This window comes from Lactobacillus sp. CBA3605, assembly GCF_002970915.1.
Classification (GTDB): domain Bacteria; phylum Bacillota; class Bacilli; order Lactobacillales; family Lactobacillaceae; genus Lactiplantibacillus.
On record NZ_CP027190.1, the window covers coordinates 661,561 to 685,454 of the forward strand.

The following is a 23,894-nucleotide window of genomic DNA, read 5'->3' on the forward strand; positions in this document are numbered from 1 at the left end:
TCCAAGCTATGCTACACTGGTAGTGTTGAATTTGGGGATGTTCTGGATTCGACAGGTATAGTTTGAGTTCGGATTGCGTTTCGTAGGTTGCGTCTACGTAAAAACGCTCAGTTTAAATTATAACTGCAAAAAATAATAATAATTCTTACGCTTTAGCTGCTTAATAAGCGCTTAACGTAGATCCTCCCAGGATCGTCCATGTTCTGGATCTGGGTCTTAAATTTAGTGGACTCACGCTCAATACTCCCACCTGAAGTAACGAGAAGAGACTAATCAGGTTAGTCATTACTGGGTGCCCTGTCATACGGCGTTTGTAGTGATGAACTTTAAATAGTATGAATATGAGCGTAGATATCCGAAGGGCAATATGCTTGGACGCGAGTTCGACTCTCGCCATCTCCATTAATGAGTTTCAAATCGATACAACAAGCTCCAGAACACTTGTTATATCGCCATTATACAGTTGTTAGTATAAGTGACGTTCGCTAATTTCAGTACTAATCATAACGACCATTAAATACTGGCAAGCTGTATGTAAAGTCATCTTAACCGATGGCTTTTTATTTTGTCCTCATCCGCATGGTTATTAGCATAACGACATTGCGATTAGCTTTGCACTTTAGAGACACCAATCCCCGCAACTACGGCTAATAGTTGCGGGGATTTTTGAGTGTTTTCCAGTCGAATTGTGACGTTTACGCCCTAACCGGTTAACACGATTTATTTGCCACGTGTGATCTTACTTTCAATCCCTAAGTCGATTAACGCTTCAATCCGATCTAACAGCATCAGCAACCACCCGAAGGCCATCACAAAAGCTACCATTTCAAAGACGGTCAATGAAAAATAGCCCACCACTTGAAATAGAACGGCCGCGACGACCAAAGCGATACCAACCCCATCTGATAAATACAAAAAGTCTTTGCTGATTTGTGGCAATAACCACCGAATCCCGACAATTAACGCAATAATAAAATATACTAAAAAAATGGCAACTTGATCATGTAAGGCATGGTAAGCAACATTGTTGGGAAAAACGCCCACTAAGCCTAAATCAACAGCCGTTAAAGTCAACAAGGCTCTTAAAACAAAGAGTTGCCGGGACTTTGGAAAAGTACGCCGTAAACTGACAAATAAATAATCAATTAAAGCTAACATTAATAACGCTGACAAAATCAAAGTCGCATTAAATTGCCACCCACTGGAGGCATCCGTCGTTCCTAAAAAGCTCAAGTTATGATGCCACCAATAACGTTGATCATTGACTGCCATCGAAATCACGACGCCACTAATAATCACTAAAGTTAATACCGTCGTTAAAATGGTCGCATCCACGATTAACGCAAAATAAATCATGGCTAAATTAATAAAAATACCAAACACAAATAAAATGATACTGGCCGTAAACCGATCAAAAGTTGCTCCTCTAAACAACATGCCTAATAGCCACATACTGCCCGTTAACACCAGCCCTAAAATCAGTGCAAAGGATAGGACAATCACGGGAAAGTTTCGCCAATAAATATTTTTAGCAAAATGATTATTCGGATTATTCCGGTCGTGAATAAAAAAGATGGCAAATAGCAATGTTCCCATAATAACGCCCACGACAATAATCGTCGTTGCCAGTGAATCGTTCCCGGTTAATCGGACATAGTTGTGCTGTTGCCACCCACAAAACCAGTAATAACCGCAACTTGCAATCAAAGCTAGAATCAATGGCCATGCTAAAACCCGCTTTTGAAAAATACTTAAGCGAGATTCATCAAATTGTACGACTAACCGCCCCCGTTTAACGATTAACTTCGCAGTTGTTTTGTTTTCCAGTTGCAAACGTTCGCCAATATCAGCTGGAATGGTTAATTGAAAATCTTTAGCTTTCATTTATGCCTCCAAGATAAGTCGTCTGTCTCTGATTATACCAAAGTTTATTGTTCGGATAATCATGAATGGCAACATAAACCCCCGTAACCTTGAGCGTTACGGGGGGTACTAACAAAAAAGCTATTTATCATTTATCAGGGGTATCTTGTAAACTCCAGTTAACCGTCCCATTATAAGCACCGGCAACCACGCCTGGTTGGACGTCTAAAAAGATCCCCTTATTAGCTGACCAGTCCGCCGTCGCATTCGTCGTATCGCTGGCACGAGCACCGGAAGCAACTAGCGTCGATTGATTGGTTATCACCTGATTATCAGCAGTCCCATCGCGATAAATCAAATTACCCTTTAACGTTGTATTCGCCGAAGTCAACGTTGACGCAGAGGCATATAGATACCAATTAGCCCCTTTAGCTCGAGTATCATTAATGGTGACTTGCCAGTTACTCGTTGGATTAATTAAGGTTTCTTTCACCGGGACCTCATTACTCCCAAAACTAACCTTGTCCGATACCGTGTCTAAACTCAATGTTCCCACAGACCGCGTAACGTTCAACTTCAAGTCATCGGTAGCTTTGTTATTGTTACTATCACTCGCAGATAAAGTCAAGTCAGTACTGTCCCCTTCAGCCAGGGCGGCTAACTCAGCAGCTAACCCGGTATCGCTCGATGTGATATTAATGCCATCACTAGTCTCGTCATCATCATACTTAGCCGTGATGCCGCCCTTAGTCGCTAGCCATTGGATCACCTCACTATCACTCTTTCCCGCTAATGAGTCAATCTCATCATTGGTCAGGGCTAAATCCTTGTTATCAGCTGCTAAGGTAATCGTTCGCTGCACTGGCGCTGTCACTGTTCCACTATCACCAAACTCGTTGCTTTCAGTAATCGTCACACTATTTTTCCCAATTAAAGTTGTTCCTAAATTCAAAAAATAACCTGTACCAGCTATAACAGAAGTTGAAACACTATTAACATCACTACTAATTGTATCTCCGACAACTGTCCCAGTCCCAATAATACTCATTGAAGTCGAATACAGTACGGTCGAAATCTTAGGGGTCAAATTAGTATTCCCCGTAATCTGAGCAAAGCCATAACTAATTTTAGTCGTCGCTTCTTTTGAAGGCGTAAACGTAAATCCAATGTACAAGGGTAAATCATCTTTTAATTTCGCTAAATCCACCGTAATGGTCTGCGTCTTAGCAAGCGACATCGACGTAGCACCCTTACCATTAATTAAAGTTGGTGCCCCAGTACTAACCGTTGTCCCATCCGCAGTCATCACATCAAAGTATGCCGAAGCAAAACCACCGTCAGCACTGCTAGACATCGTCATCGAACCGGTAAATTGAATGGAGATTTGGGTTGTCGCAGTGGTCACACGACCGCCACTCGTATTATTAGCTTTAACCGCACTAAGCGTCGGATAGGAACTGATGGTATAGCCACTCCCGGTAAGTCTTCTACCAGGTATTGTATTATAATTACTCGTCAAGGCAGTCAACGACGTGGCTGCCTGACCAACCGTCGTTAACTGCCACCCCATAAATAATGCCAATAAAAATAAACAGAATCTTAATAATCCCCGTTTCTGTCGCAAAATTACTCACTCCTAATATCGTTCACTCGGTCGCTTAGTCTAATAGGTCCATTTTACACCAAAAACATTCAGTCTGTTAACTATCATGACACATGACATCCATCTTACCATGCTTAACTCAATGGCAACAAAAAAAGCCCATGTTTAATGAAGCACATGCGCTCGCATCGGCCCCCTTAATTGAAGCGTCGACGATTAAACCCTAATCTAACTAACAACCGATATAAAATTGGGACTACTACCAAGCACGCCACGGCATTAATCACCGCTGCCAATAAGCTAGTAAAAGCCCCAATTACTGCTACTTTCAAGGTTGTTCCGGCCATCAGTGCCATGATCACGCCACTCCCCCATGACGTCACCACTTTAATCACACCGGCCATGAAGGCAACCACATACAACTTAGCTAAATTATGTTCATCATATCCAACCACACGAAAAACCAAGCTAACGACAGCCGCCAGGATAATAGCCTCTAAAATCGTTAGCCAGGCTGTGGCTGCATAGCCATTCAATACATCAAAGAGGCCTAAACCAATTGCCCCAGCGATGGCCCCATAACCAAAACCCAACAACATTACCGCAATGACCGTTAGAATATTGCCAAAATGAATAAAAGGTCGGCCAACAATTGCTGGCAACGGAATCCGAACCACACTAATCCCAATAAATATAATTGCTGCAAATAAGCCAGTAAATACAAGTTTTCTTAATCGCTTGGTGCTTTCCATAAAATCCCTCTTTCAATCTTCTCTGTGATATATTTAAATTTCTCCAGCTTCAATAGGTTGGCACTAATCCGGTTAAGGTCTGTTCCGCAACCGCCAATAAATCATAGGCAGCCCGTGGCATTTGATACTGATGGCAAAACAAGTAATACCCCAGATCAACTGCAATTTGATGAGCAACCGTCTGACTAGCACCCGTTAAGTTTAGACGCCGGCTAGCTCGCCTAACTAGGCGTTGTAAAACTTGATCTGTTTGAATTTCTAAATTCGCATCAGCTAGCATTAATTGCATTTTGAGTCGGTCACCTGCTTGATATTTTAGCCGCACATTTGCCGTCGTCATCTACGCCACTCCAATCTTTTTATCGGCTTTATCATAGAATCTAAACGCTTCGTTCGCAACTTAAAACACCTCAAAAAAAGCTGGTCTGACGGCTTTCTTACTCGGTAACAAAAAATATTATGGGTCATTTTGAAACTAGATCATCGCACCGTCAACAATTTTAGCCATCAAATCCAATTAATTAGTTCATTAACGTAATCAAAACCACGATTAAATTTATATTAACCACCGCTTAATACTGCCAAGCATCGCCGGCCTGCATCGCCCACATTGTTCGATGATATGCCCCATCCGCTTCCGAATAATAGCCCGCAATCAATTGACCAAGCTTAACTTTAGACTGCGGATATTCTTGATAAGCCGGTACCAATCCATGCAACTCAGTTGGCGTCTGACTGGTAAAATGATACAACCGAACATGATTTTGCTTATCTATTTGCGCTAGATAAAAGAACTCATTTTTGGTACCAGTCGCTTTCAGCACAATCGTTAACGGTTGATAGTTCCTAATCAAGTGATAGGTATACGTCACACTCGGATCATCTTCCATCCCCGCTGGTGATCCATGTGTTATCGCTAAATAATACATCGAAATCAGGCCAACTTTTTCTTGCGTCGTCAAATAGGCTTCGTGCTTGGGCGTCAAAGTTCGCACATAGGCTGCATCCTGCTCAGCCCGATCAACCCCCGCTGATTGACTTTCCGCACGACTACTACTAGTGGTAGTCGTGGTGTCATTACTCGTCTTAGTCGCTGAACCTTGCGACTTACTTGACACCGTGGCCGATGTCGCTTGTGATTCTGTCATTGAAATACCTGCCGGACGACTAGCCAATAATTGGTCCACTTTAGTGACAACTCCTTCAGCCGGTAAGATTGACAACGCACTAGCCAGGGTCGTCACCACTAAAAAGACACTCACACTGACGCCCAAGCCTAGTCGATGTCGTAATGCTTGTTGACCAAGTGGTGCGGGCGTCATCATCAAGTCCACCGATTTGCTGGCCGTAGCTGGTGTCAATACTTGCAATAACTGCTGCCGCAACCGCCAATTAACCACCCAAGCTAGACTAAATCCAACTAACATCATTGCCCAACCAGCAGTGAACCAAGCCTGCTGATTGTCAAAAAAAGTCATTACATCAAGCAATTGTAAGCCAATTAGAACTAGACCAATAATCCCTAAGCCCCTACCAAGCCGGTTCCAGCCCTTTAACTTTCGATAAGCTGACGACTTTTGAATTTCACTCTTAAAGAAGAAACGCCGACTATGCCGAATTTGAGTTGGTGTCATCGTTTTATGATAACTTAATTGGTAATCAATAAGTTGGCGGCAATCAAGTTGTAATCGTATAAAATTATAGCCTGAACCCAGAACGGCTAGACTAGCAATAATGATTAAACCAACGGCCATTGTTAAGCCTCACTTTCGTATTTTTGATATGTCCTATCATACCATTTAAAGCATGAAATACGTGTTTGCATCGTTCATCAAGTGCACCGAAAGCGGCAATCATTCTCAAAACCAGAATGACCGCCGCTTGCTTGTAACTATTCGATTTTTGACCACCCTCAACAGGTCTTATTTAATTAACGATCCGCATCACGTAAACCTAAGAGGACCACTAAAATACCGATTAATAAGGCGCCAACAAAAATGGCGAAAATAGCGGGAATCTTGAATCCTACGGCAATTAGCACCCCAATCAAATAAGGACCAATAGTCGCACCAATTCGACCAATTGACTGTGCAAATCCCATGCCCATCCCACGAATACTTGCCTCAAATTGACCTGGCGTGAACGCAATCATAATGCCCCATGCGCCTAACGTGAAGAACGATAACCACGCCCCACTGATTAAAAGCATCGTTTCCGAGGTAGCGACCCCAAAAACGGCGGCACTAATCATGGTTCCGAGCATGTAAATCGCTAAAACAAGCTTCCGTGGTAACTTACCAATCAACCAGGCGGCCAAGTAATAGCCAGGTAATTGCGCTAAACTCATTAAAATCGTATAACCAAAGCTATGCACGATTGAAAATCCCCGCAACACCAAGACACTTGGCAACCATAAAAATAGCCCATAATAAACAAACATGATGACAAACCATAAAATACTCATGCAAATCGTTGTTTGCCGATATTCCGTTGACCAAATTCGCTTCAAAGCTGGGCCAAAACCTAACTTATGACTAGTAATTGGTTTCGGATCTGGTAAGTGACGGCGCATTAATAGAGCATATACACCCATTAAGGCTGTGATTAAGACCGTCACCCGCCAGCCAAACCGTGGCATGACCAAGAACGCCAAAATTGACGCTAGAATCCAACCGAAAGCCCAAAAACTATCGACTAACACTAGCATTCGCGCTCGTTTAGTCCCAGTAAAATTATCCGCAATTACGGCCGCAGCCACTGGTAGCTCACCACCAAGACCAATCCCCGTAATCAAGCGGACCACTAAAAACCAGCCAACATTTGGTGTTAATGTTAATAATAAATTACCAGTTGAAAATAATAACAAGGTTGCAATTAACACTGGCTTACGCCCAAACTTATCGGCTAAATAACCACAGCCGAGTGCCCCAATAATCATTCCTAACGAGGTTACCGCCCCCACGGCCCCCAATTGACCCGCTGACAACTGCCAGCTTTCCTTAATGACCGGCATAATAAATGATAATAAGGCCACATCCAATGCATCAAAAAGCCACGCAGTTCCGATTAGTAACAAGAGCCGATTGCCCTTTACTTCCATCGTTTCAATCCCCCATGATTGTCCTAAATAACAGCGCTGTTATATTTTAGGTCTTTTTTACCTTTAAGGTGCCATCAGATTACCATGCCAAAATTTAACTGTCAACTACTGTTTTCAATCGATAGACTTTAGCCGGTCGTCCAGAACCTTGCTTTTTAGTTAGACCAATTTCATCAAATAAATGGACGTGAGTTTTGCGGAAATTGGAGTTATCAATGGCTGTAACGGATTTCCGTTGCATAATCGCATATAATTCACGCGCTTGCTTCAGGGTAAATCGGTCGCCCAAAACCAACAAAATTGTCGGTGCATACGCTAAACGATTCCGAACTCGTGTAAAGGCTGTTCGTAAAATCAACGTATGATCCGCGGTCAATCCAGCCGTCGTCGCATACCGATCCGGATTGGCATAGTAAACCGCCCGACTCACTGAATCGGGTAAGCCTTTAAACGCCAAATTCGCTGTGACTAAATCATCGCGATCACCGGCTGGGGTTACCGTAAACCATTGGACCGCTTTAGCGCCATAGCCTGGTATTAAAGTTGGCTTAACTGGCAAATAAACCATATAGGTCAATGCTAATTCACGTTCACCACTGCCCCGATGGACATTCGTAAATGTCGCCAGTTGTTCTGTATGCAAACTTGGTAACGTGACGTCTAATTTTTCGCGTACTAAGCGTAGCGCCGCCGCATCCGCACTTTCATCCGCCCGCAAATAAGTCGTCGGTAGGCCCCATGTGTCCTTAAACGGCGCCGTTGACCGTTGCAATAATAAGACTAATAACTGTTGTGTTACCGGATCAAAACTCCAAATAACATTGGTAATACTAATTAAAGGTCGATTGACCACTTGTGATACATTCATCGTAACTTCACTCCCACAAAAAGGCCACGACAATTTGCGTCGTGGCCTACCATTAATAGCTTAATTAAATTGTTGTAAAGCTTCCACTGTCCAGCCGTTAATCGCTGATTTTTCAATGATAGCTTTTTTAATTTCCCAGACATCCGCTTTAATATAACGTTGTCTAGCGGTCATGAGTGGAATGTCTTGATAGACCACTTGGCCTTTATTAATTGTTACACGCACTTTATTACGTCCTTTCCTAATGCTCAGGAAATTTTGTAAATAATTCTGGGTACTGATACTAGGGCATCGTACTTCATACTAAAATTACTTTAATCAAAATCTGAGATTCTTCAGTTACGTTTGGTTACTCCACATGTCCCAAACTAAGTATCAACCATACCACACCCAAAAGCTTTTAGCTAATGCTTTGACTTTAAGTTAGGTTATTTTTAAACTTTCCGCTTAAACCGAGTGCGTTTCGATTGTTTCGTCAATGAAAACGTTTTACACTACAGTTAAACAATCTCGAGGAGGCTTTAACATGCGCTATTATCACTATTTAGTCTATGGCGGCATTTCCGCCGTTTATCTGGTGGCCTTATACGCCCTATATGAAATGCTACGACTGGCTTATTTTTTGTTTTTGGCTTAATTAAATCCATGCGCCAAAAAAGCTGAGCCTGGGCGTTTGCCCCAAGCTCAGCTTTAGTCGGTGATTCTTTAACGATGCCATAGATAGCGATTCACGGTCAAAGCAACCTTAGCATTTTCATGTAACTGCATATGTTGCGCCTTTTTACCATGGAAGTCAGCTTCAGTGTAATGCACGTCACGGCCCCGTAACAGATACTTGATTGACCGCGCTGAAACATTGGTCACTAAGCTGTCAGAGTTCGTGCCGTCATCTAAATTACCCACCACATTTAACAGCTGCACTCCACGAGGAAAGTTCGTGCGTTTAGCAGCTAACAAGTCATAAGCTGCATGTAAATATTTGGGGGCACCAGATGACAGAAACGAATTTTGATTAGCAACATCATCTTCACCCACGACCCCATCAAAGGGCCCTGCAATGGTGACTAACTTTTTCAGCTTCGGAAAACCGCTGGCCTGGGTCGTCATTGCCATATTAACACTCGCCACACACCCCGCAGAATGCGCCACAATATTATACGTTTTAAATGCATGCTGTGATTGAACGGTCGTAATGACTTTTGCCAACCACGCACTTTGTTGCTCGTATTGCGCTAAATTATTCTTAAAAACGACTTGAATAATTGGATTGCGCGCTTGCGCGGACCAGTGCCCCGTTAACGTCACTGTCCCGGTGGTACTAACCGTGGCAACGAGCACCTTATCGGCATGCGCCGTTTTAACGGCATGCTTAATCAATGTATTAGTTGACTTAGCACTGCCTTGAAAGCCGTGCACATAAAACGTAGGCCGCGTACTTTTAAGATAGGGTGACTGCTTTTTTTTACTCACATGACTAGCAGTCGTCGACGTTGTTGTTGGCTTTTTAGTACAACCGCTTAACCCAACAACCAACACTAGCGCCAAGACAAGCCATTTAAGAAACTTTAATTTTCGTAACATCATCCGCCTCATTCATTTTCCCAATTACGTTTAATTTGAACCAATTCATCCTGCAAGTAAGTTGCTGACAATTGTAGATAAGTCACGTGCTTGCCAGGGGTCGGGGCATGTAATAACCAGCCATCACCGGCGTACAAGGCCACATGATGTAAACGACCACGACCATGATCATGCGCAAAGAAACATAAATCGCCAGGTTGGGCCGTCGCCAAAGTGACTGTGACCCCACTTAACACTTGCTCACTCACATCACGAGCTAAATTAACCCCGATGCAACGATGTAACGCCCAGGCAAAACCAGAACAATCAAAGCCATCAGCGCTAATACCACCCCATAAATAACGATCATCTAAAAAGCGTTGTCCCAGCTTGATCATCGTGCCCCCTGGCGTCAATCCCGCCGTTGCAAAGTCAAACTGGGTCGCTCGCTTCGCCAGGCGTCCGGGGCCTAACGGTGTTTGGACGACATCATAGTGCCCGTCTTGACTAGTGATCACCGGTAATTGCGTTCCCAATCTTAATTGACGCAAGGTTGTGCCGTCTGACCGCAATAACGGTGTAATCGCTCGCCGAACGGTTACCAAGGGCCCGGTTTGGATGGGAAGTTCAACTAACGATAATTGTGCCGCCCAAATCCAACCCGGATAGCCTTGCGGATGCCGCTCATCAGCTTGACTCACCACGTAGCCATACGCCCAGCCATCCACCAACCGTTCAACTAGGATCAAGTCATTAAACAGGGCCTGTGTGACTAAAATATTATCCCGCTCTAACCGCAGTGTATCGGCATCTGACAATTTCGTTAGCCAACCCTGCAGGCCTTGATTAGCCAAGGCCGCCAAGTCAGTTGACGCAACTTTTGGCTGTCGCCAAACGGTTGCAACCGCTGCTTGTACTCGTGCTGTTCGCATCTAACCACCCCACTTGTTATGTTAAAATCTATCATACCAGTTTTAGTGGTTAATATTAAATAATCACTAATAACCCTAATTTTAGCTCATTTGAATGACAAAATTAAAACCTGCTGTGAAAGTATGCTATGATACTATTAAAGACTCAGGGAGGCGTTTTATATATGGATAAAACCGATTTAAAGATTTTGAACGCCTTACAATTAGACGCGCGAATCTCACTCAAATCCTTAGCAGATCAATGCTTCATCTCATCACCAGCGATTTCTGCTCGCATTGCCCGGCTTAAGAAAAGTGGTATTATTCGTGACTATCAAGCTAACTTGAACTACGAAAAGTTAAATTATCGCATTAAGGCCTACATTCAATTGCAATTAGAACCAACGCAAAAAGAACGGTTTTACCCGTTCGTCGCTAGTGTCCCTAATATTCTCGAATGTGATTGTGTCACCGGTGAATATTCTCAAATCTTAAAGGTCGTCTTTGAATCGACCCAAGCCTTAGATGAATTTGTCAATAAAATTCAAACTTTCGGCAAAACAAGTACTCAAATTGTCTTCTCAACTAGTGTGACTAATCGGGGGTTAACCTTACCGGACGACCACGATCTTAGTCAAATCGTTGAATAAGTGACAACCACTAACAAAGAACAGTCGCTGCAAGTTAAGAACGCTTGCGGCGACTGTTTTTCTTTTGATTACCTCTAAAATAGCCTCATTTGGCAAATTGATGCATGACACAAATAGCCACTGCTCCTAGTAGCCACAACCCCAATAGTGGCAACCAGATAACCGGTCCTAACCGATACCAGCCAATGACTCCCATGAAAAGAATCTCAACCGTGTGGACTAACATCAAAAACTCAAAATAAGTGCGGTAATACCATTGTGCGACCATCCCTAATAAAAAAATGACCAGCATACTACTGTAGAACAATCCCTGCCCCTGTGTTAACATCCTAACTCCTTGCAAAAATTAATTTGACCCCCATTGCCATCTTTTATTTTTACGGATTATAGATTCCGTAGCTATCAATTTTTAGTAATTTTTTTGTATGTTTTGTGTAAATAATTATTGCGATCTAAAAAAGAACCGTGAACGTCACTGTTCACGGTCCCTTAACAGCTGACTAAGCTTGACGATCTTTCAAACTCAGCTTTTCAACGTTTAATTCTTTATCAACCCAGTCATCCACGAAACTACTTTCATGACTAACCAGAATCAAGTTACCCGCAAAGACTTGTAACGCGCGTTTCAAACCAGCTTTAGTTTCATCGTCCAAATGATTGGTTGGTTCATCCATAATTAAGAAATTACATGGAATGAGTTCCAATAACGCCAACTTAACCTTGGTCTGTTCCCCACCACTCAATAAGTGCATTGGTTTCATGGCATTCGCCGCATTAATTCCACACTTGGCAAGCTTCGTGCGAATCGTCTTTGGGAGCATTGTCGGATAATCATTTTGAATCGTCTGTAACGGCGTCCATTCTGGATGGTCCCACTCTAAGTCTTGATTGAAATAATTAATCTTAGCTGAAGGTGAAAAGTCGGACTTACCGCCTAGCGCCGGAATAACCCCTAGAATGGATTTAATCAAAGTTGACTTACCAACCCCATTAAACCCTTTAAAAGCTAGTTTTTCACCATTAGTCATGGTAAACGTGACGGGGGCTAGCAACGGCTTCCCATAACCCACGGACAGCTTCATCACACTTAACGCATTCTGTGAGCCAGTATCCAGGTACGGAAATGAGAATTTCGCATGGGCATTTTCACTCGGTGGATCAACACGATCCAAATGCGATAGCATCTTCTCTCGTGATTTAGCCATCGTTGATTTCGACCCGGCCTTGTTCTTACGAATGAACTTTTCAGCCTTATCAATCACAACTTGTTGCTTTTCAAAGGCCTTTAATTGAGCTTGTTTCCGTGCTTCTTTTTGCCGCATCGCTGACTTAAAATCACCCCGATACTTGATGATTTTGCCAAACGCCACATCACAGATACAGTTCGTGACCCGCTGTAAAAAGTCATAATCATGCGAGATAACCATAACGGCTCCCGCAAAACTATTCAGGTAATCTTCCAACCACGTAATATGTGCGGTATCCAAATAGTTAGTTGGTTCATCTAAAATAATCACATCTGGATTTTCCAACAATAGTTTGGCCAAAATAATCTTGGACCGTTGGCCACCAGACATCTCACTAATGACATGGTCGCGGCCAATCTCATCTAAGCCTAACCCGGTAATTACTCGTTCCATTTCAGTTTCAATATCATAAAAATTATTAGCTTCCAAGGTTTCTTGAATCCGACCAGCACGTTCTAGGAGCACGTCGTCCATATTTTCAGCATAATCGGCATAATATTGTTGCATCTTTTCATCTAAGTCAAACAACCACTGAAAAGCGGTCTTTAAAAAGGCGTATAACGTCATCCCCGCTGGAATATCCGCATACTGATCCAAATAACCCGTCCGAATATGACGTTGCCATTTAATCTCACCTTCTAATGGTAGAATCTGACCAGTCAAAATCTTAATTAAGGTACTTTTACCCGCCCCATTTTGACCAACAATTCCCAGGTGATCAGCTCGTTCTAACGTAAAGCTAGCACCTTCGTATAATTTACGGTCAGCGAAGCTTTGCGACAAATCAGTTACTTCTAATAAAGCCATTTTGTTTTCATCCTACACTTTCATTTATTGCCCCTGCAAAACAGGCCCCGTTGTCTAACGAGGCCTGCCAATCAAGGATTAGCGGCGCTATGCCATGACTAAATCCTTATTTAACTCATACTGCATATGAAAATACATATGATCACCAATTGGCTTAATCCCGACAGTTTCATAATCGTGACGATCATAAAGCTTTTTTGCACCCGGGTTAGCCATATCAACGTTCAAGCCAATCCGTTGCTGGCCGGCTTGCCGTGCATACTTGGGTAAGGCTGCTAACAAACGCCCCCCAATGCCATGCCCTTGATAATTGGGATCAACCGCAATCGAGTCCAAGTACCATTCATGTTCATAACTTTCAGTTTCAGCTTCAAATGCGGAACCAAACGCATCGTTAGCCGCCGTGACTTGTGCAAGCACGTCATCGACGGCATCTTCATTCTTGTCGGGGTAACCAAATGCCACCCCAACCACTTGACCATCGGCCTCGGCCACTACCGTCGTCGCTTTTTCAGACAAATACGCAGGTGTCTGATACGCGGCAATAATGGCCTGCTCTAAGTCAGGTTCGGGAATGTCGTCTAGTTCCTCAAGTTGCATTTCATCAAAGATCATATTAATTAGCGGTGCTATCTGGCCCGCGTCATCTTGATCAGCTGGTCGAATCGTTATCACAAATAGTCCTCCTTCTTAGTAGTTATTACCTTACTATGAATTGTTAAGGTTGTCAAAAATGAGGGCATCCCGTGGTATACTAGGAAGCGAATTCATTTTGAAAGGATTTGAGCCTGTGAATATTCGTGACATTGATCATCTCGTTTTAACCGTCACCGACCTCTCCCGGTCACTCCGTTTTTACCATGAAGTTTTCGATTTGCCCATCGTGACATTTGATGGCGACCGCCAAGCGGTGTTAGTCGGCAAACAAAAGATCAACTTCCAAACCGTTGACGCTCCCCATGAACCTTTGGCGGGCACCCCAACCCCTGGTAGTGCCGATCTTTGTTTGATTGCCCGTGATAAAATTGCTGATATCGAACACCATTTAAATAGTTATTTCGTTCCAATTGTCGCCGGTCCCGTTGAACGAACCGGTGCCCATGGGCAATTAACATCATTATATGTTCGCGATCCTGATAATAACCTGATTGAAATCAGTAATTATCATTAAGCAACTTGCAATCCGGTAAAAAGCTGTCACTAGTCATCAAAAATTGATGACTAGTGACAGCTTTTTTGCGCTAACGCCAGACTTTAATCTAAAAGCCACTTAAGTTGATACGCTCATCAACCTAAGTGGCCCTATCAAGGTCAACCTACTTGGCCTAGCTATTTTCACGTAAAATCACGCTAGCTTGATTATTCGCAGTGTCGACACTCGTGTCGGCCTTTTGATTAATCGCCGTCGTCTGTTTTAGAATTTGCTGATTATCTAACCGTTGGGCCGTGGTGCAAACTGGTGCTGGCTTGTTAGCGGCCACCGCAACTGCTTGGTCCATTGTCCGACTATCAAAATTCTTGCCCTCAAAGCCAGTGACCAGTAGCGTCCCTAACCCCATGATAGCCGTCAATGCCAATACTGCAGAACCAACTCGTTTGAACATCTTGAACTCCCCCTTTGACTCCTCCAGCATATCAGCCCCTAATAATTTAGCAACTTAAGCGACACGTGATGCTATTCGCACGGCACAAAAAAATCGTCTAACGCAACTGTTTTAGCGTTAGACGACCTTAAACTAGGTTGACCCAGCTTATTTTTTAATCCACTTAAGCAACCTTATTCGGCTGCGCCAATGATATCACCAGCCATGACTGTCTTCGTTGTATTTAAAGTTAACTTGGTAACTTGATCCATATTCGTGATAACGACCATCATCGTCGTCGCTTTACCAGCAGCTTTGATAGCAGCCAAATCAACCGTTGCCACTGCGGTTCCGGCTGCAATCTGATCACCAGCTGCCACGTGTAAGTCAAATGGCGTCCCATTCATTTCAACGGTATTAATCCCCATGTGTAACAAAATTTCTAACCCTGAGGCTGTTTTTAGACCTAAAGCGTGCTTGGTCGGAAAGATACTGGTCACTTCGCCACTAACTGGTGAAACGACTTCATTCGTCGTTGGTTCCACCGCATAGCCATCCCCCAATAGCTTTTGTGAGAAGGTGGCATCTGAGACCGCACTGATTGGCATTAAGGCCCCAGTCGCCGGCGCTTGCAACACCGTCGTGACCGGTCCACTTGGCGTATCAGTCGTTGTTGTTGCGGCGACCGCGGTTGTGGTATCAGTAGACTGCGTTTGCGTGGCACTCACTTTACCATCGAACAAATCCTGTAAGGCTTCGGCAACGAACTGCACTTCTGTCCCAATCACGATATGAATATTGTGCACATCCAACACGTTTAAGCCTGGGACGCCAGCGGCTTTAACTGCCGGTTGATCCACTTTACCAGTATCATTTAACTGTAACCGTAACCGGGTCGTACAATTATTAATCACACTAATATTGTCACGCCCACCAATTGCGGCATAAATTTGTTTCGCCTGTTTCATAAATTTATCATCATTCGGATCACTATCGACAACCGCCGTAGTGGTATCTGCTGCAACCACGGGTTCGCGCCCGGGGGTCTTTAAATCAAATTTTTGAATTGCAAAATTAAACCCAAAATAATAAATGGCTGCCATCACAGCCCCTTGGACTAATAACATGTATGGTTGATTAGCCAGTGGCATCCGAAAACTCAATAAGTAATCGACTAGGCCACCACTAAATGAAAAACTAGCGGTCCAATGCATTAACGCCGCAAAACCTAAGGATAATCCCATAAAAATAGCATGTAATACGTATAATGGCCAAGCCACAAACATAAATGAAAATTCCAACGGTTCCGTTACCCCAGTAAAGAAGGAAGCAAACGCCCCAGCCAACATTAACGACCCGGTCTCTTTTTTACGTTCTGGTAACGCATTACGATAAATCGCATACGCCCCAGCTGGTAATCCAAACATCATCACTGGGAAGAAACCAGCTTCATACATCCCGGTAACGCCTTTAACCCCTTTGCTAGCCCAGAAATTACCAATATCGTTAATGCCGGCCACATTAAACCAAAACACCGAATTCAACGCATGATGCAAGCCAGTTGGAATTAACAACCGGTTGAAGAATCCATACAATGCGGCCCCGACAAAGCCTAACTTCGAAATACTCGTGGCAAATAAAACCATGGCATCATAAACGGCTGGCCAAACAAAGTACATCCCAGCCGTGAAAAATAGCATGACAAACGCCGCCGCAATTGGCACTAATCGTTTCCCACTAAAGAAGGATAACGCCATCGGTAACTTGACTTCATGTAACCGATTATAGAGCGCGGCCGCAATCAAGCCGGCACAAATCCCAATCAGCACATTTTGATTCACATAACTAAAAGCCGAACGCACGGCCCCGACTTTGATACCCAATAAATTCGCTAATCCAATCGTACCACCTGGCTGTAGCATCGTTGTCGGCACTAAGTAAGCGACCACCCCAGCGATTGCCGCAGAGCCATCTTTATTTTTAGACATGCCGACTGACAAACCAACGGCAAATAATAGTGCTAAGTTATTTAAAACGACATCGCCACCATTAATCATGAACCGTGATAATAGCCAAGTCTTCGGTAAATAGTTACCGAGCCCCACTAAGATTGCGGCCGCCGGTAATGTGGCGATCGGCAACATTAGTGATTGCCCCATCCTTTGAAAATATGTCTTCATACCAATTTCTCCCTGTCATCTTTTTTAACACGTTGTAAATACTATCACAGCATGACATAAGATAACAGTTGAGTGACACAAGTTATGTATAGACCAATCCAAAAGATAACGGTTCCAACCTTATAATATTAAGTTTTGATTGATTTGAAAAAAGTTATGAAATATTTCATTCCATTTTCATACAGTTTCTTCAAATTCATCATTTTACGTTTAAACATAGTGTCATAACTAACCCAAAAAAAGATCTGAATAATTTCAGATCTAACACCCGCATTAAACGGTTTTGTATTGGCGCATCATTTCGGCTAAGTGAACTTCATGTGTCACAAACTCATGCACCCGACAAACATAATCATGTTCCCGACCTAATTTTGCAATATAGCCATTAATATAATCGACTTCGGTTGGCCGGCCGTTGGCGAAATCTTGATACATGGAAGGATAGTGATATTTATAAGCTCGACTAACCGTCGCCACTGAATCGACGGCTGCTTGCCGGCTCTCAATTAACTTGATGCCCGCCCGTTCACATGCATCGTAAGCTTCATTAAATAGTTGCGTTGCCATATCCTTGACGCCTGGATATTCAATGAACTGCCCCATTTGTAGTTCGAACATCGTACATAGGCTATTTGTCACGGCGTTAAAAACTACTTTTGAAAGACACATCCCCATAAAATTATCCGACCAGATAGGGTTCAAGTCAGCTGCTTTGAAATCAGCCATCACCGCTTTGGTCGTTGCATCAATTGGCCCCGCGTACTTGCTCATATGCATTGCTTCACTCCCGACAGCTCCCATGAAATCAACCTTGCCGGGGCCATTTAAGACCGTCGCAATCATGGCAGTACCGCCGATAATGTGATCAGCCGCAAAGTACTGTGCAATTTTTTCAAAGTGCCCCATCCCATTCATCGCTGAAAAGACATACTGATCATCATGAAACAGTGGTGCATCGCGTTTAAGCTCATCCGCTAGTTGCATCTGCTTTTTGAAGATAATCCAAACATCCGGATGGCCCTGATAGTCTTCAGGGTAATAAATATTGATGGGCACTAACTGCCGATTTTCGTGGTCACGAGCGACCTGTACGCCACCTTGCGCACGAACTTTTTCAACGTTAGGCTGCCAAGTCTCAATAAAATCAACTTGCACATTTGCGTTTTGTTGTAACATAATCCCGTACCGATATCCCATGGCGCCAGCGCCAATAATGCCATACTTCATAAGCTAAAACTTCCTTTCAACGATGGTTATGTGTCCGACGGTTGGTTCTAAAACTATGTGGATTTTCTATGAATGGGCCAAAAATGGGACTTATGTGTTTTGCACTTGATAGAAAAACGGCCTCTGGATTTGCATCCAAAGGCCGTTTACACGGGTGACCACCTTAATTTAAGGAACGCTCACACGTTCCAACTCAGTACGTTAACTCACAGTCAACGCTAGCACGTTACCGGGTGCCACCCTGCAGACCTCGTAAAGTCTACGCCAAGGTTGAACTTTAATTAAATTGCCATGGCACCTTTACAGCGGCTGGCGCTCTCTCAGCATGTCAATTTAACGACTTCTTCTAACCAAATCAGCTTTTCATCAAGTTTTAATGTTCTAATCTTAATATTATTAATTAAGATTGTCAACCCTGATTAAGAACTAATTAAATTAGTTTTCAGACGTAGGAACTTGATCAACTACTGACCGCGGCGCTGGCAAGCTAGCCAACAAAGGTTGCCAGTCTAATGACCAAATCATTCCCAAGGCATGTTCGCCCGTTAAGACCCCCATCAAAGGACCGATTTCACCAGTTTTAACCCGCACAGCTGGGAATTGATAACGCAACTCACTCGCCCAATCCTCAACAATATCCGTATCATTGGCGCTAATAATATCCAACCGTACCGGTAATTGCGTTTTAATGACAAAGCGATCGAATTCCTCTTGCACCGCTTGTTGGGCATTTTTCAAGGTTCGCTCTTTACCTAATAATTGAATCTTACCGTGGTCATTGAACGTAATAATTGGTTTATTACGTAAGACCATCGTCCCGGCCAAGCTACTATTATTGTATATCCGCCCGTTCTTCACTAAATGACGCATACTGTTCACAATAAAGACCGTTTTAGTCATCGTTCGTAATTGGGTTAATTGCGTTAAAATTTCCGTCATACCATAGCCAGCTAAAGCCATGGCCGCCGCCAACTTAACCATGTTACCAGTGCCAGCACAGGCCGTCCGTGAATCAAAAACATTAACTTGCATCCCCTTAACAGAGGGGGCGTATGTTTTGAGATTATTCACATAGCCACTGATACCACTGCTCAACCCGATCACCAAGACTTGGTCATAGCCAGCGGCTTTTAACGTATCAAAAACCACTTGCATTTCAGACATCGAAATCTGTGAAATCGTCGGAATATCTTTTTCAACTTTTAATAAGCGATAAAATTGATCCGCATTAATATCGACATTTTCATGATAGACATGGTTGCCAAACATAATCGGATCATTCACCACCGTGATTTTATAATCGGCGGCCGTCTGGGCACTTAAATTAGCCGAACTATCGGTTACTACCGCAATTTTCATATTGTTCACTCCAATTCAGAGTGTGAATCAAGGCCAGCTAGCATTAAGTGCACTGACTGGCAAACTTGACGAACACGTTTCAAAACCCGGCTGCTTCAGGTTTTCCTTTATCAGTGCCGTAAAAAAGGACACTTACGTACAGTATACTGTACCCAAGCGTCCTTTTTCAAATGTTTACGGATGGCCTAACCGGTTGAACCGTGGACGTACTTGCCCAGCTTGTGGAAAAAGCAATTGGGACCGTCGTGACCGGCCCCGCCCCCTGTCGAACCAGTTGCCACACGATAGTCGCTAACTGACTGGGCGTTACAACAATGGTCTGGTAACAATTAGCAGTTCGTTGCTGGATGTTAGCAGCTACTGGCCGTCCAATCGCCACGGTGGTAAATACCAAATAGGCTTGTGGGACCGTTCGTAAATTGGTCACTGGTAACGTGGCCTGATTAGCATTAAACGCCCGCCCACTAGTGTGCTGAATCAAATGACTAGCAGCAACCAATAAATCGTTCAGGACACTATTCGCAGTTGCAGCACCCCCAGCCCCTGGTCCGGTATATAGCGTCGCTCCTAGGGCTTCGCTAGTAACGGCAATGCCATTTTGAACACCGGCAACTTGACTTATCGGCACCGTCTGCGCAACTGCTACTGGCGCCACCCGACAATAAAGTCGACCTTGGCGTTGTTGTGCCTGCGCCAATAATTTGAGTTGCCAACCAGCACTAGCCGCCTGCTGACATTGCGCCGCTGTTAAGGTATCAATCCCCACAGGTTGAATTTCAGCCACGGTTAATGCCTGTCCAAACGCAAATTGACTCAAAATCATTAATTTGTAAGTGGCATCAAGTCCCAGAACATCATTAGTCGGATTAGCCTCGGCATACCCTGCCGCCTGGGCGGACGCTAACGCCTGATCATAAGGCTGTCCAGCCGTCATCGCACTTAAGATATAATTAGCCGTCCCATTAATAATTCCCACAACTTGCTGAATCTCATCCGTCGCATAACTATCTGCTAAAGTCCTCAAAATCGGAATGCCACCGGCGACACTGGCTTCATAAAACAGATCCACCTGATAATACTGCGCTAATGCGACTAACTCCGGGCCGGCAAGGGCCATCAAATCCTTATTAGCCGTCACCACCGACTTACCATGTTGAAACGCTGAAATAATAGCCGCTTTAGCAGTGGTAATCGTGCCCATCACTTCAATCACAATTTGAATTTCTGGTGCCGTCACGACCGCCTGCAGCGCGGTGGTTAACCGGGTCCCCACGGGCAAGGTTACAGACCGTGCCTGCTTAAAATGGTGCACCGCCACCATTGCCAAGTGAAAATGAACCCCCTGTTGTTGTTCAATCCTCGTCATGGCCTGCGTCAAGCGCGTGACCACTCCACTACCAACGGTTCCGAGCCCTAACAGGCCAACTTCAATGGTCGTTGCCATTTGCACCACTCCAATCATCTTAAACTTGGGCTAACGCCTGATCTAAATCGGCAATCAAATCGGTGACATTTTCAATCCCCACGGATAACCGAATTAAGTCGGGCGTCACCCCGGCAGCCAGTAATTCATCATGTGATAACTGGGCGTGCGTCGTGGAGGCCGGGTGAATGATTAACGATTTCGCATCTGCCACATTGGCTAATAACGAGAATAACTTTAGGTGTTCAATTAAGGCCTTGCCAGCAGTCTCACCGCCCGTAAGGCCAATGGTAAAGATGGATCCTACCCCATTGGGAAAATACTTAGTGGCAAGTGCATGGTAGGGGCTATCCGGTAATTCCGGATAATTAATCCAAGCTACTTTGGGATGATTATTCAAGAACGCCACGATTTTACGAGTATTCGCAACGTGCCGCTCAACTCGTAATGACAATGATTCTAGTCCTTGCAACAGTAAGAAAGAATTAAAGGGACTAATTGCTGCCCCAGTATCTCGCAATGCTTCCGCCCGCACTTTTGTCGTAAAAGCACTCTCACCTAAATCAGCAAAGACTAAGCCATTGTACTGCGGACTGGGGGTCGTAAATCCTGGATACTTCCCGCTAGCTTGCCAATCAAAATCGCCGCCTTCAACGATGACGCCACCCATGGTCGTCCCATGACCACCGATAAATTTAGTGGCTGAATGAATTACAATATCTGCGCCATGTTCCAACGGTCGAACAAGGTACGGGGTCCCAAATGTATTATCCACAATTAAAATAATGTGATGTCGATGTGCAATCGCACCAAGCGCTTCAAAATCAACTAGATTAATACCTGGATTCCCAATACTTTCTACATATAAGGCTTTGGTATGTGCATTAATTTTAGCTTCAAAATTATTAGGATCATCAGGATCAACAAAGTGCGTCGTAATGCCTAACTTTTTCAAGGTCACACTTAATAAGTCATACGTTCCGCCGTAAAGTGTCTTCGCTGCAACAATTTCATCACCCTGTTCGGCAATCGTGAGGATGGCGGCGGTAATGGCCGCAGCGCCCGTTGCCAGTGTAACCCCGGCAGTCCCATGTTCCAATGCGGCCACCCGCTTATCTACGACCGCAGTTGTGGGATTCGTCAACCGGGTATAGATATTCCCAGCATCCGTCAGCGCAAACCGCCCAGCTGCTTGCTTTGCATCTTTAAATACATACGATGTTGTTTGATAGATTGGTACCGCTCGAGCGCCCGTTTCATCAACTGTCTGACCAGCATGGACTTGTAAAGTTTCAAAGTGTAAATTCTTTTTAGTTGTCATTTTTCTAAACCCGCTTTCATTAATTTAAGGGTTGCCACCCAATTCTGATAAAATTGGCAACTGGCCTGTTGCCAGCTATAATCAATTGTCCCATGTGAATCGCTAAAATAATGCTGTGGTTGCTGAATCGGTCGGTGTTGTTGCCGATCACGCCGATACTCCAATGCCAACGTTTCAGCCGCATATTCCGGATGCCCCGTTACATACACCGCATGTTGGGCCGGGGCTGCTAAGACTAGCGGCCCCACTTGTGCATTGGTCGCAACTAGTTGTAGCTCGGCCGGTAATTTAGCTGGCAATACCAATTGTGACTGTCGTGATTGCGGCATCTTCAAACTTGCTGGCTGAGTTAATCCAGCCATTAAGGGCGAGGCCCGGTCCACCGTAGTTGCGGTATAAACGCCAAAAATCTTATGAGCAACCAGCTGTTTATCGATTCCAAACTGAAGATATAGCCCAGCTTGAGCCGCCCAGCATTCAAATAACGTCTGACTAACATGCGTTTGTGCCCACGTGATAATCGTCTGTAATTCTGACCAATAATCGACTGCTGTAAAGGGCAGCTGTTCTACGGGGGCGCCAGTGACAATCAAGCCATCAAAATGTTCAGCTTGAATTTGTGCTAACGTCACATAATTAGCCGCAATCGTCGCTTGATCGATACCTTTAAAATGATGGCTAGCTGGATACATGAAGGTCACCGCCACATCGGTGGGTCCCATTGCTAACCGTTGTAAGAATTGTTGCTCCGTCGCTTGTTTAGTTGGCATTAAATTCAAAATTAATAATTGAGTGGCCGCCGTCGCTAATTTTGGTCGCCGCCACTGTCCTTGGGTCTTTGACAGACCATTACGTGCAATCACCGTCAACTTACTAACCACCTTTCATTCACTTTAAACACAAAAAAGTTTTCGTCCGTTAATTTCTAAAATAGAAATTAACGGACGAAAACTTTCGCGTTACCACCGTTATTTATTGGCATTTCACAATACCAATCTCGACAAGTGCCCTATTATGCAGGATACTCCGCAAGTTATCGGTTGCGACCGCGTACGTAGCCTTGCGACCCGTACGATGACTCCAAGCTCATCTTCACCTAATGATTGATTTGCTCCTCACACCACTTCGAAGCTCTCTGAAAAATCATCATTATCGCTACTCTTCTCTTCAACGTCTAATTTGTTCTTAATTTAGAATTAATCTACCACGATTGTTTTTAATTGTCAACTCATAATAAAACAACCTGCATTTTAAAATTTTAGCTTGACAGTATTTTTAACTGTGGCTATACTGAGTTCATTCGATAAATGAAAGCGAGGAACTGGAAATGACAAAGTTAGGACAAGTCAACTTGAATCGTTCATGGCAAAGCCGGCAATTCAGATTGTAATTCCGTCAACACGGATACAATCTGGCAAACAGTTTGTATCTGTGCCGACT

At 44.0% G+C, this 23,894-nt stretch carries 22 protein-coding genes and 1 other RNA gene; 3 read left to right on the plus strand and 20 right to left on the minus strand.

All coding sequences use genetic code 11. The features are described 5' to 3' along the window. Positions 1-33: 33 nt before the first annotated feature. Positions 34-405, plus strand: a transfer-messenger RNA (tmRNA) gene (gene ssrA, locus C5Z25_RS03330). Between the two features lie 315 nt (positions 406-720). Here the strand turns inward: ssrA and C5Z25_RS03335 are convergent. From C5Z25_RS03335 to C5Z25_RS03380, 10 genes are all read right to left on the minus strand, one after another. Further along, complete coding sequence (locus C5Z25_RS03335) at positions 721-1,884, minus strand: DUF998 domain-containing protein (protein ID WP_105451323.1); 1,164 nt, start codon at positions 1,882-1,884, stop codon at positions 721-723. A gap of 127 nt (positions 1,885-2,011) precedes the next feature. Beyond that, positions 2,012-3,487: a WxL domain-containing protein gene (locus C5Z25_RS03340; RefSeq protein ID WP_105451324.1), complete on the minus strand. Its 1,476-nt coding sequence runs from the start codon at positions 3,485-3,487 to the stop codon at positions 2,012-2,014. 176 nt (positions 3,488-3,663) lie between these two features. After that, a complete protein-coding gene (locus tag C5Z25_RS03345; protein WP_105451325.1) occupies positions 3,664-4,218 on the minus strand; it encodes an ECF transporter S component in 555 nt (184 codons plus the stop codon). A 49-nt stretch (positions 4,219-4,267) separates the two neighbouring features. Next, on the minus strand, positions 4,268-4,558 hold the full coding sequence (locus C5Z25_RS03350) for a hypothetical protein (protein WP_105451326.1): 291 nt from the start codon (positions 4,556-4,558) through the stop codon (positions 4,268-4,270). Positions 4,559-4,790: 232 nt separating this feature from the next. After that, complete coding sequence (locus C5Z25_RS03355) at positions 4,791-5,972, minus strand: hypothetical protein (protein ID WP_105451327.1); 1,182 nt, start codon at positions 5,970-5,972, stop codon at positions 4,791-4,793. 176 nt (positions 5,973-6,148) lie between these two features. Further along, positions 6,149-7,318, minus strand: a complete 1,170-nt coding sequence (locus tag C5Z25_RS03360; RefSeq protein WP_105451328.1) for an MFS transporter — start codon at positions 7,316-7,318, stop codon at positions 6,149-6,151. A 94-nt stretch (positions 7,319-7,412) separates the two neighbouring features. Beyond that, positions 7,413-8,186: an NrtR DNA-binding winged helix domain-containing protein gene (locus C5Z25_RS03365; RefSeq protein ID WP_105451329.1), complete on the minus strand. Its 774-nt coding sequence runs from the start codon at positions 8,184-8,186 to the stop codon at positions 7,413-7,415. 60 nt (positions 8,187-8,246) lie between these two features. Continuing rightward, complete coding sequence (locus tag C5Z25_RS03370) at positions 8,247-8,411, minus strand: hypothetical protein (RefSeq protein ID WP_105448841.1); 165 nt, start codon at positions 8,409-8,411, stop codon at positions 8,247-8,249. Between the two features lie 480 nt (positions 8,412-8,891). Further along, on the minus strand, positions 8,892-9,767 hold the full coding sequence (locus C5Z25_RS03375; protein ID WP_105451330.1) for an alpha/beta hydrolase: 876 nt from the start codon (positions 9,765-9,767) through the stop codon (positions 8,892-8,894). A gap of 8 nt (positions 9,768-9,775) precedes the next feature. After that, entirely contained in the window at positions 9,776-10,678 is a 903-nt protein-coding gene (locus C5Z25_RS03380; protein WP_105451331.1) for a C40 family peptidase, read from the minus strand. 164 nt (positions 10,679-10,842) lie between these two features. Between C5Z25_RS03380 and C5Z25_RS03385 the strand changes: the two genes are divergently transcribed. After that, positions 10,843-11,307, plus strand: a complete 465-nt coding sequence (locus tag C5Z25_RS03385; RefSeq protein WP_105451332.1) for an Lrp/AsnC family transcriptional regulator — start codon at positions 10,843-10,845, stop codon at positions 11,305-11,307. Between the two features lie 85 nt (positions 11,308-11,392). Here C5Z25_RS03385 and C5Z25_RS03390 read toward each other — a convergent pair whose 3' ends face one another. From C5Z25_RS03390 to C5Z25_RS03400, 3 genes are all read right to left on the minus strand, one after another. Next, entirely contained in the window at positions 11,393-11,635 is a 243-nt protein-coding gene (locus C5Z25_RS03390) for a hypothetical protein (RefSeq protein WP_105451333.1), read from the minus strand. 172 nt (positions 11,636-11,807) lie between these two features. Then, complete coding sequence (locus C5Z25_RS03395) at positions 11,808-13,361, minus strand: ABC-F family ATP-binding cassette domain-containing protein (RefSeq protein ID WP_105451334.1); 1,554 nt, start codon at positions 13,359-13,361, stop codon at positions 11,808-11,810. Between the two features lie 87 nt (positions 13,362-13,448). Next, the gene (locus tag C5Z25_RS03400) at positions 13,449-14,036 is read right to left on the minus strand and encodes a GNAT family N-acetyltransferase (protein WP_105451335.1); all 588 of its coding nucleotides are present in this window, start codon (positions 14,034-14,036) and stop codon (positions 13,449-13,451) included. A 58-nt stretch (positions 14,037-14,094) separates the two neighbouring features. Between C5Z25_RS03400 and C5Z25_RS03405 the strand changes: the two genes are divergently transcribed. Next, complete coding sequence (locus C5Z25_RS03405; RefSeq protein ID WP_105448848.1) at positions 14,095-14,532, plus strand: VOC family protein; 438 nt, start codon at positions 14,095-14,097, stop codon at positions 14,530-14,532. Positions 14,533-14,686: 154 nt separating this feature from the next. On the opposite strand, the gene C5Z25_RS03410 is transcribed toward C5Z25_RS03405, so the two are convergent. The 7 genes from C5Z25_RS03410 to C5Z25_RS03440 all read right to left on the minus strand — a co-directional run bounded on the left by C5Z25_RS03410 (position 14,687) and on the right by C5Z25_RS03440 (position 23,317). Beyond that, positions 14,687-14,965 (minus strand): hypothetical protein, encoded by a 279-nt coding sequence (locus C5Z25_RS03410; protein ID WP_105451336.1) that lies wholly within the window; start codon positions 14,963-14,965, stop codon positions 14,687-14,689. Positions 14,966-15,138: 173 nt separating this feature from the next. Continuing rightward, a complete protein-coding gene (nagE, locus tag C5Z25_RS03415) occupies positions 15,139-17,124 on the minus strand; it encodes an N-acetylglucosamine-specific PTS transporter subunit IIBC (protein WP_105451337.1) in 1,986 nt (661 codons plus the stop codon). A 273-nt stretch (positions 17,125-17,397) separates the two neighbouring features. Next, complete coding sequence (locus C5Z25_RS03420) at positions 17,398-18,351, minus strand: ketopantoate reductase family protein (protein WP_105451338.1); 954 nt, start codon at positions 18,349-18,351, stop codon at positions 17,398-17,400. Positions 18,352-18,786: 435 nt separating this feature from the next. Further along, complete coding sequence (locus C5Z25_RS03425) at positions 18,787-19,710, minus strand: DegV family protein (RefSeq protein ID WP_105451339.1); 924 nt, start codon at positions 19,708-19,710, stop codon at positions 18,787-18,789. Positions 19,711-19,876: 166 nt separating this feature from the next. Beyond that, complete coding sequence (locus C5Z25_RS03430; protein ID WP_105451340.1) at positions 19,877-21,154, minus strand: homoserine dehydrogenase; 1,278 nt, start codon at positions 21,152-21,154, stop codon at positions 19,877-19,879. 19 nt (positions 21,155-21,173) lie between these two features. After that, complete coding sequence (locus C5Z25_RS03435; protein ID WP_105451341.1) at positions 21,174-22,454, minus strand: O-acetylhomoserine aminocarboxypropyltransferase/cysteine synthase family protein; 1,281 nt, start codon at positions 22,452-22,454, stop codon at positions 21,174-21,176. Further along, positions 22,451-23,317 (minus strand): homoserine O-acetyltransferase/O-succinyltransferase family protein, encoded by an 867-nt coding sequence (locus C5Z25_RS03440; RefSeq protein ID WP_234002794.1) that lies wholly within the window; start codon positions 23,315-23,317, stop codon positions 22,451-22,453. The genes C5Z25_RS03435 and C5Z25_RS03440 overlap by 4 nt, the downstream gene beginning before the upstream one ends. Positions 23,318-23,894 lie beyond the last annotated feature (577 nt).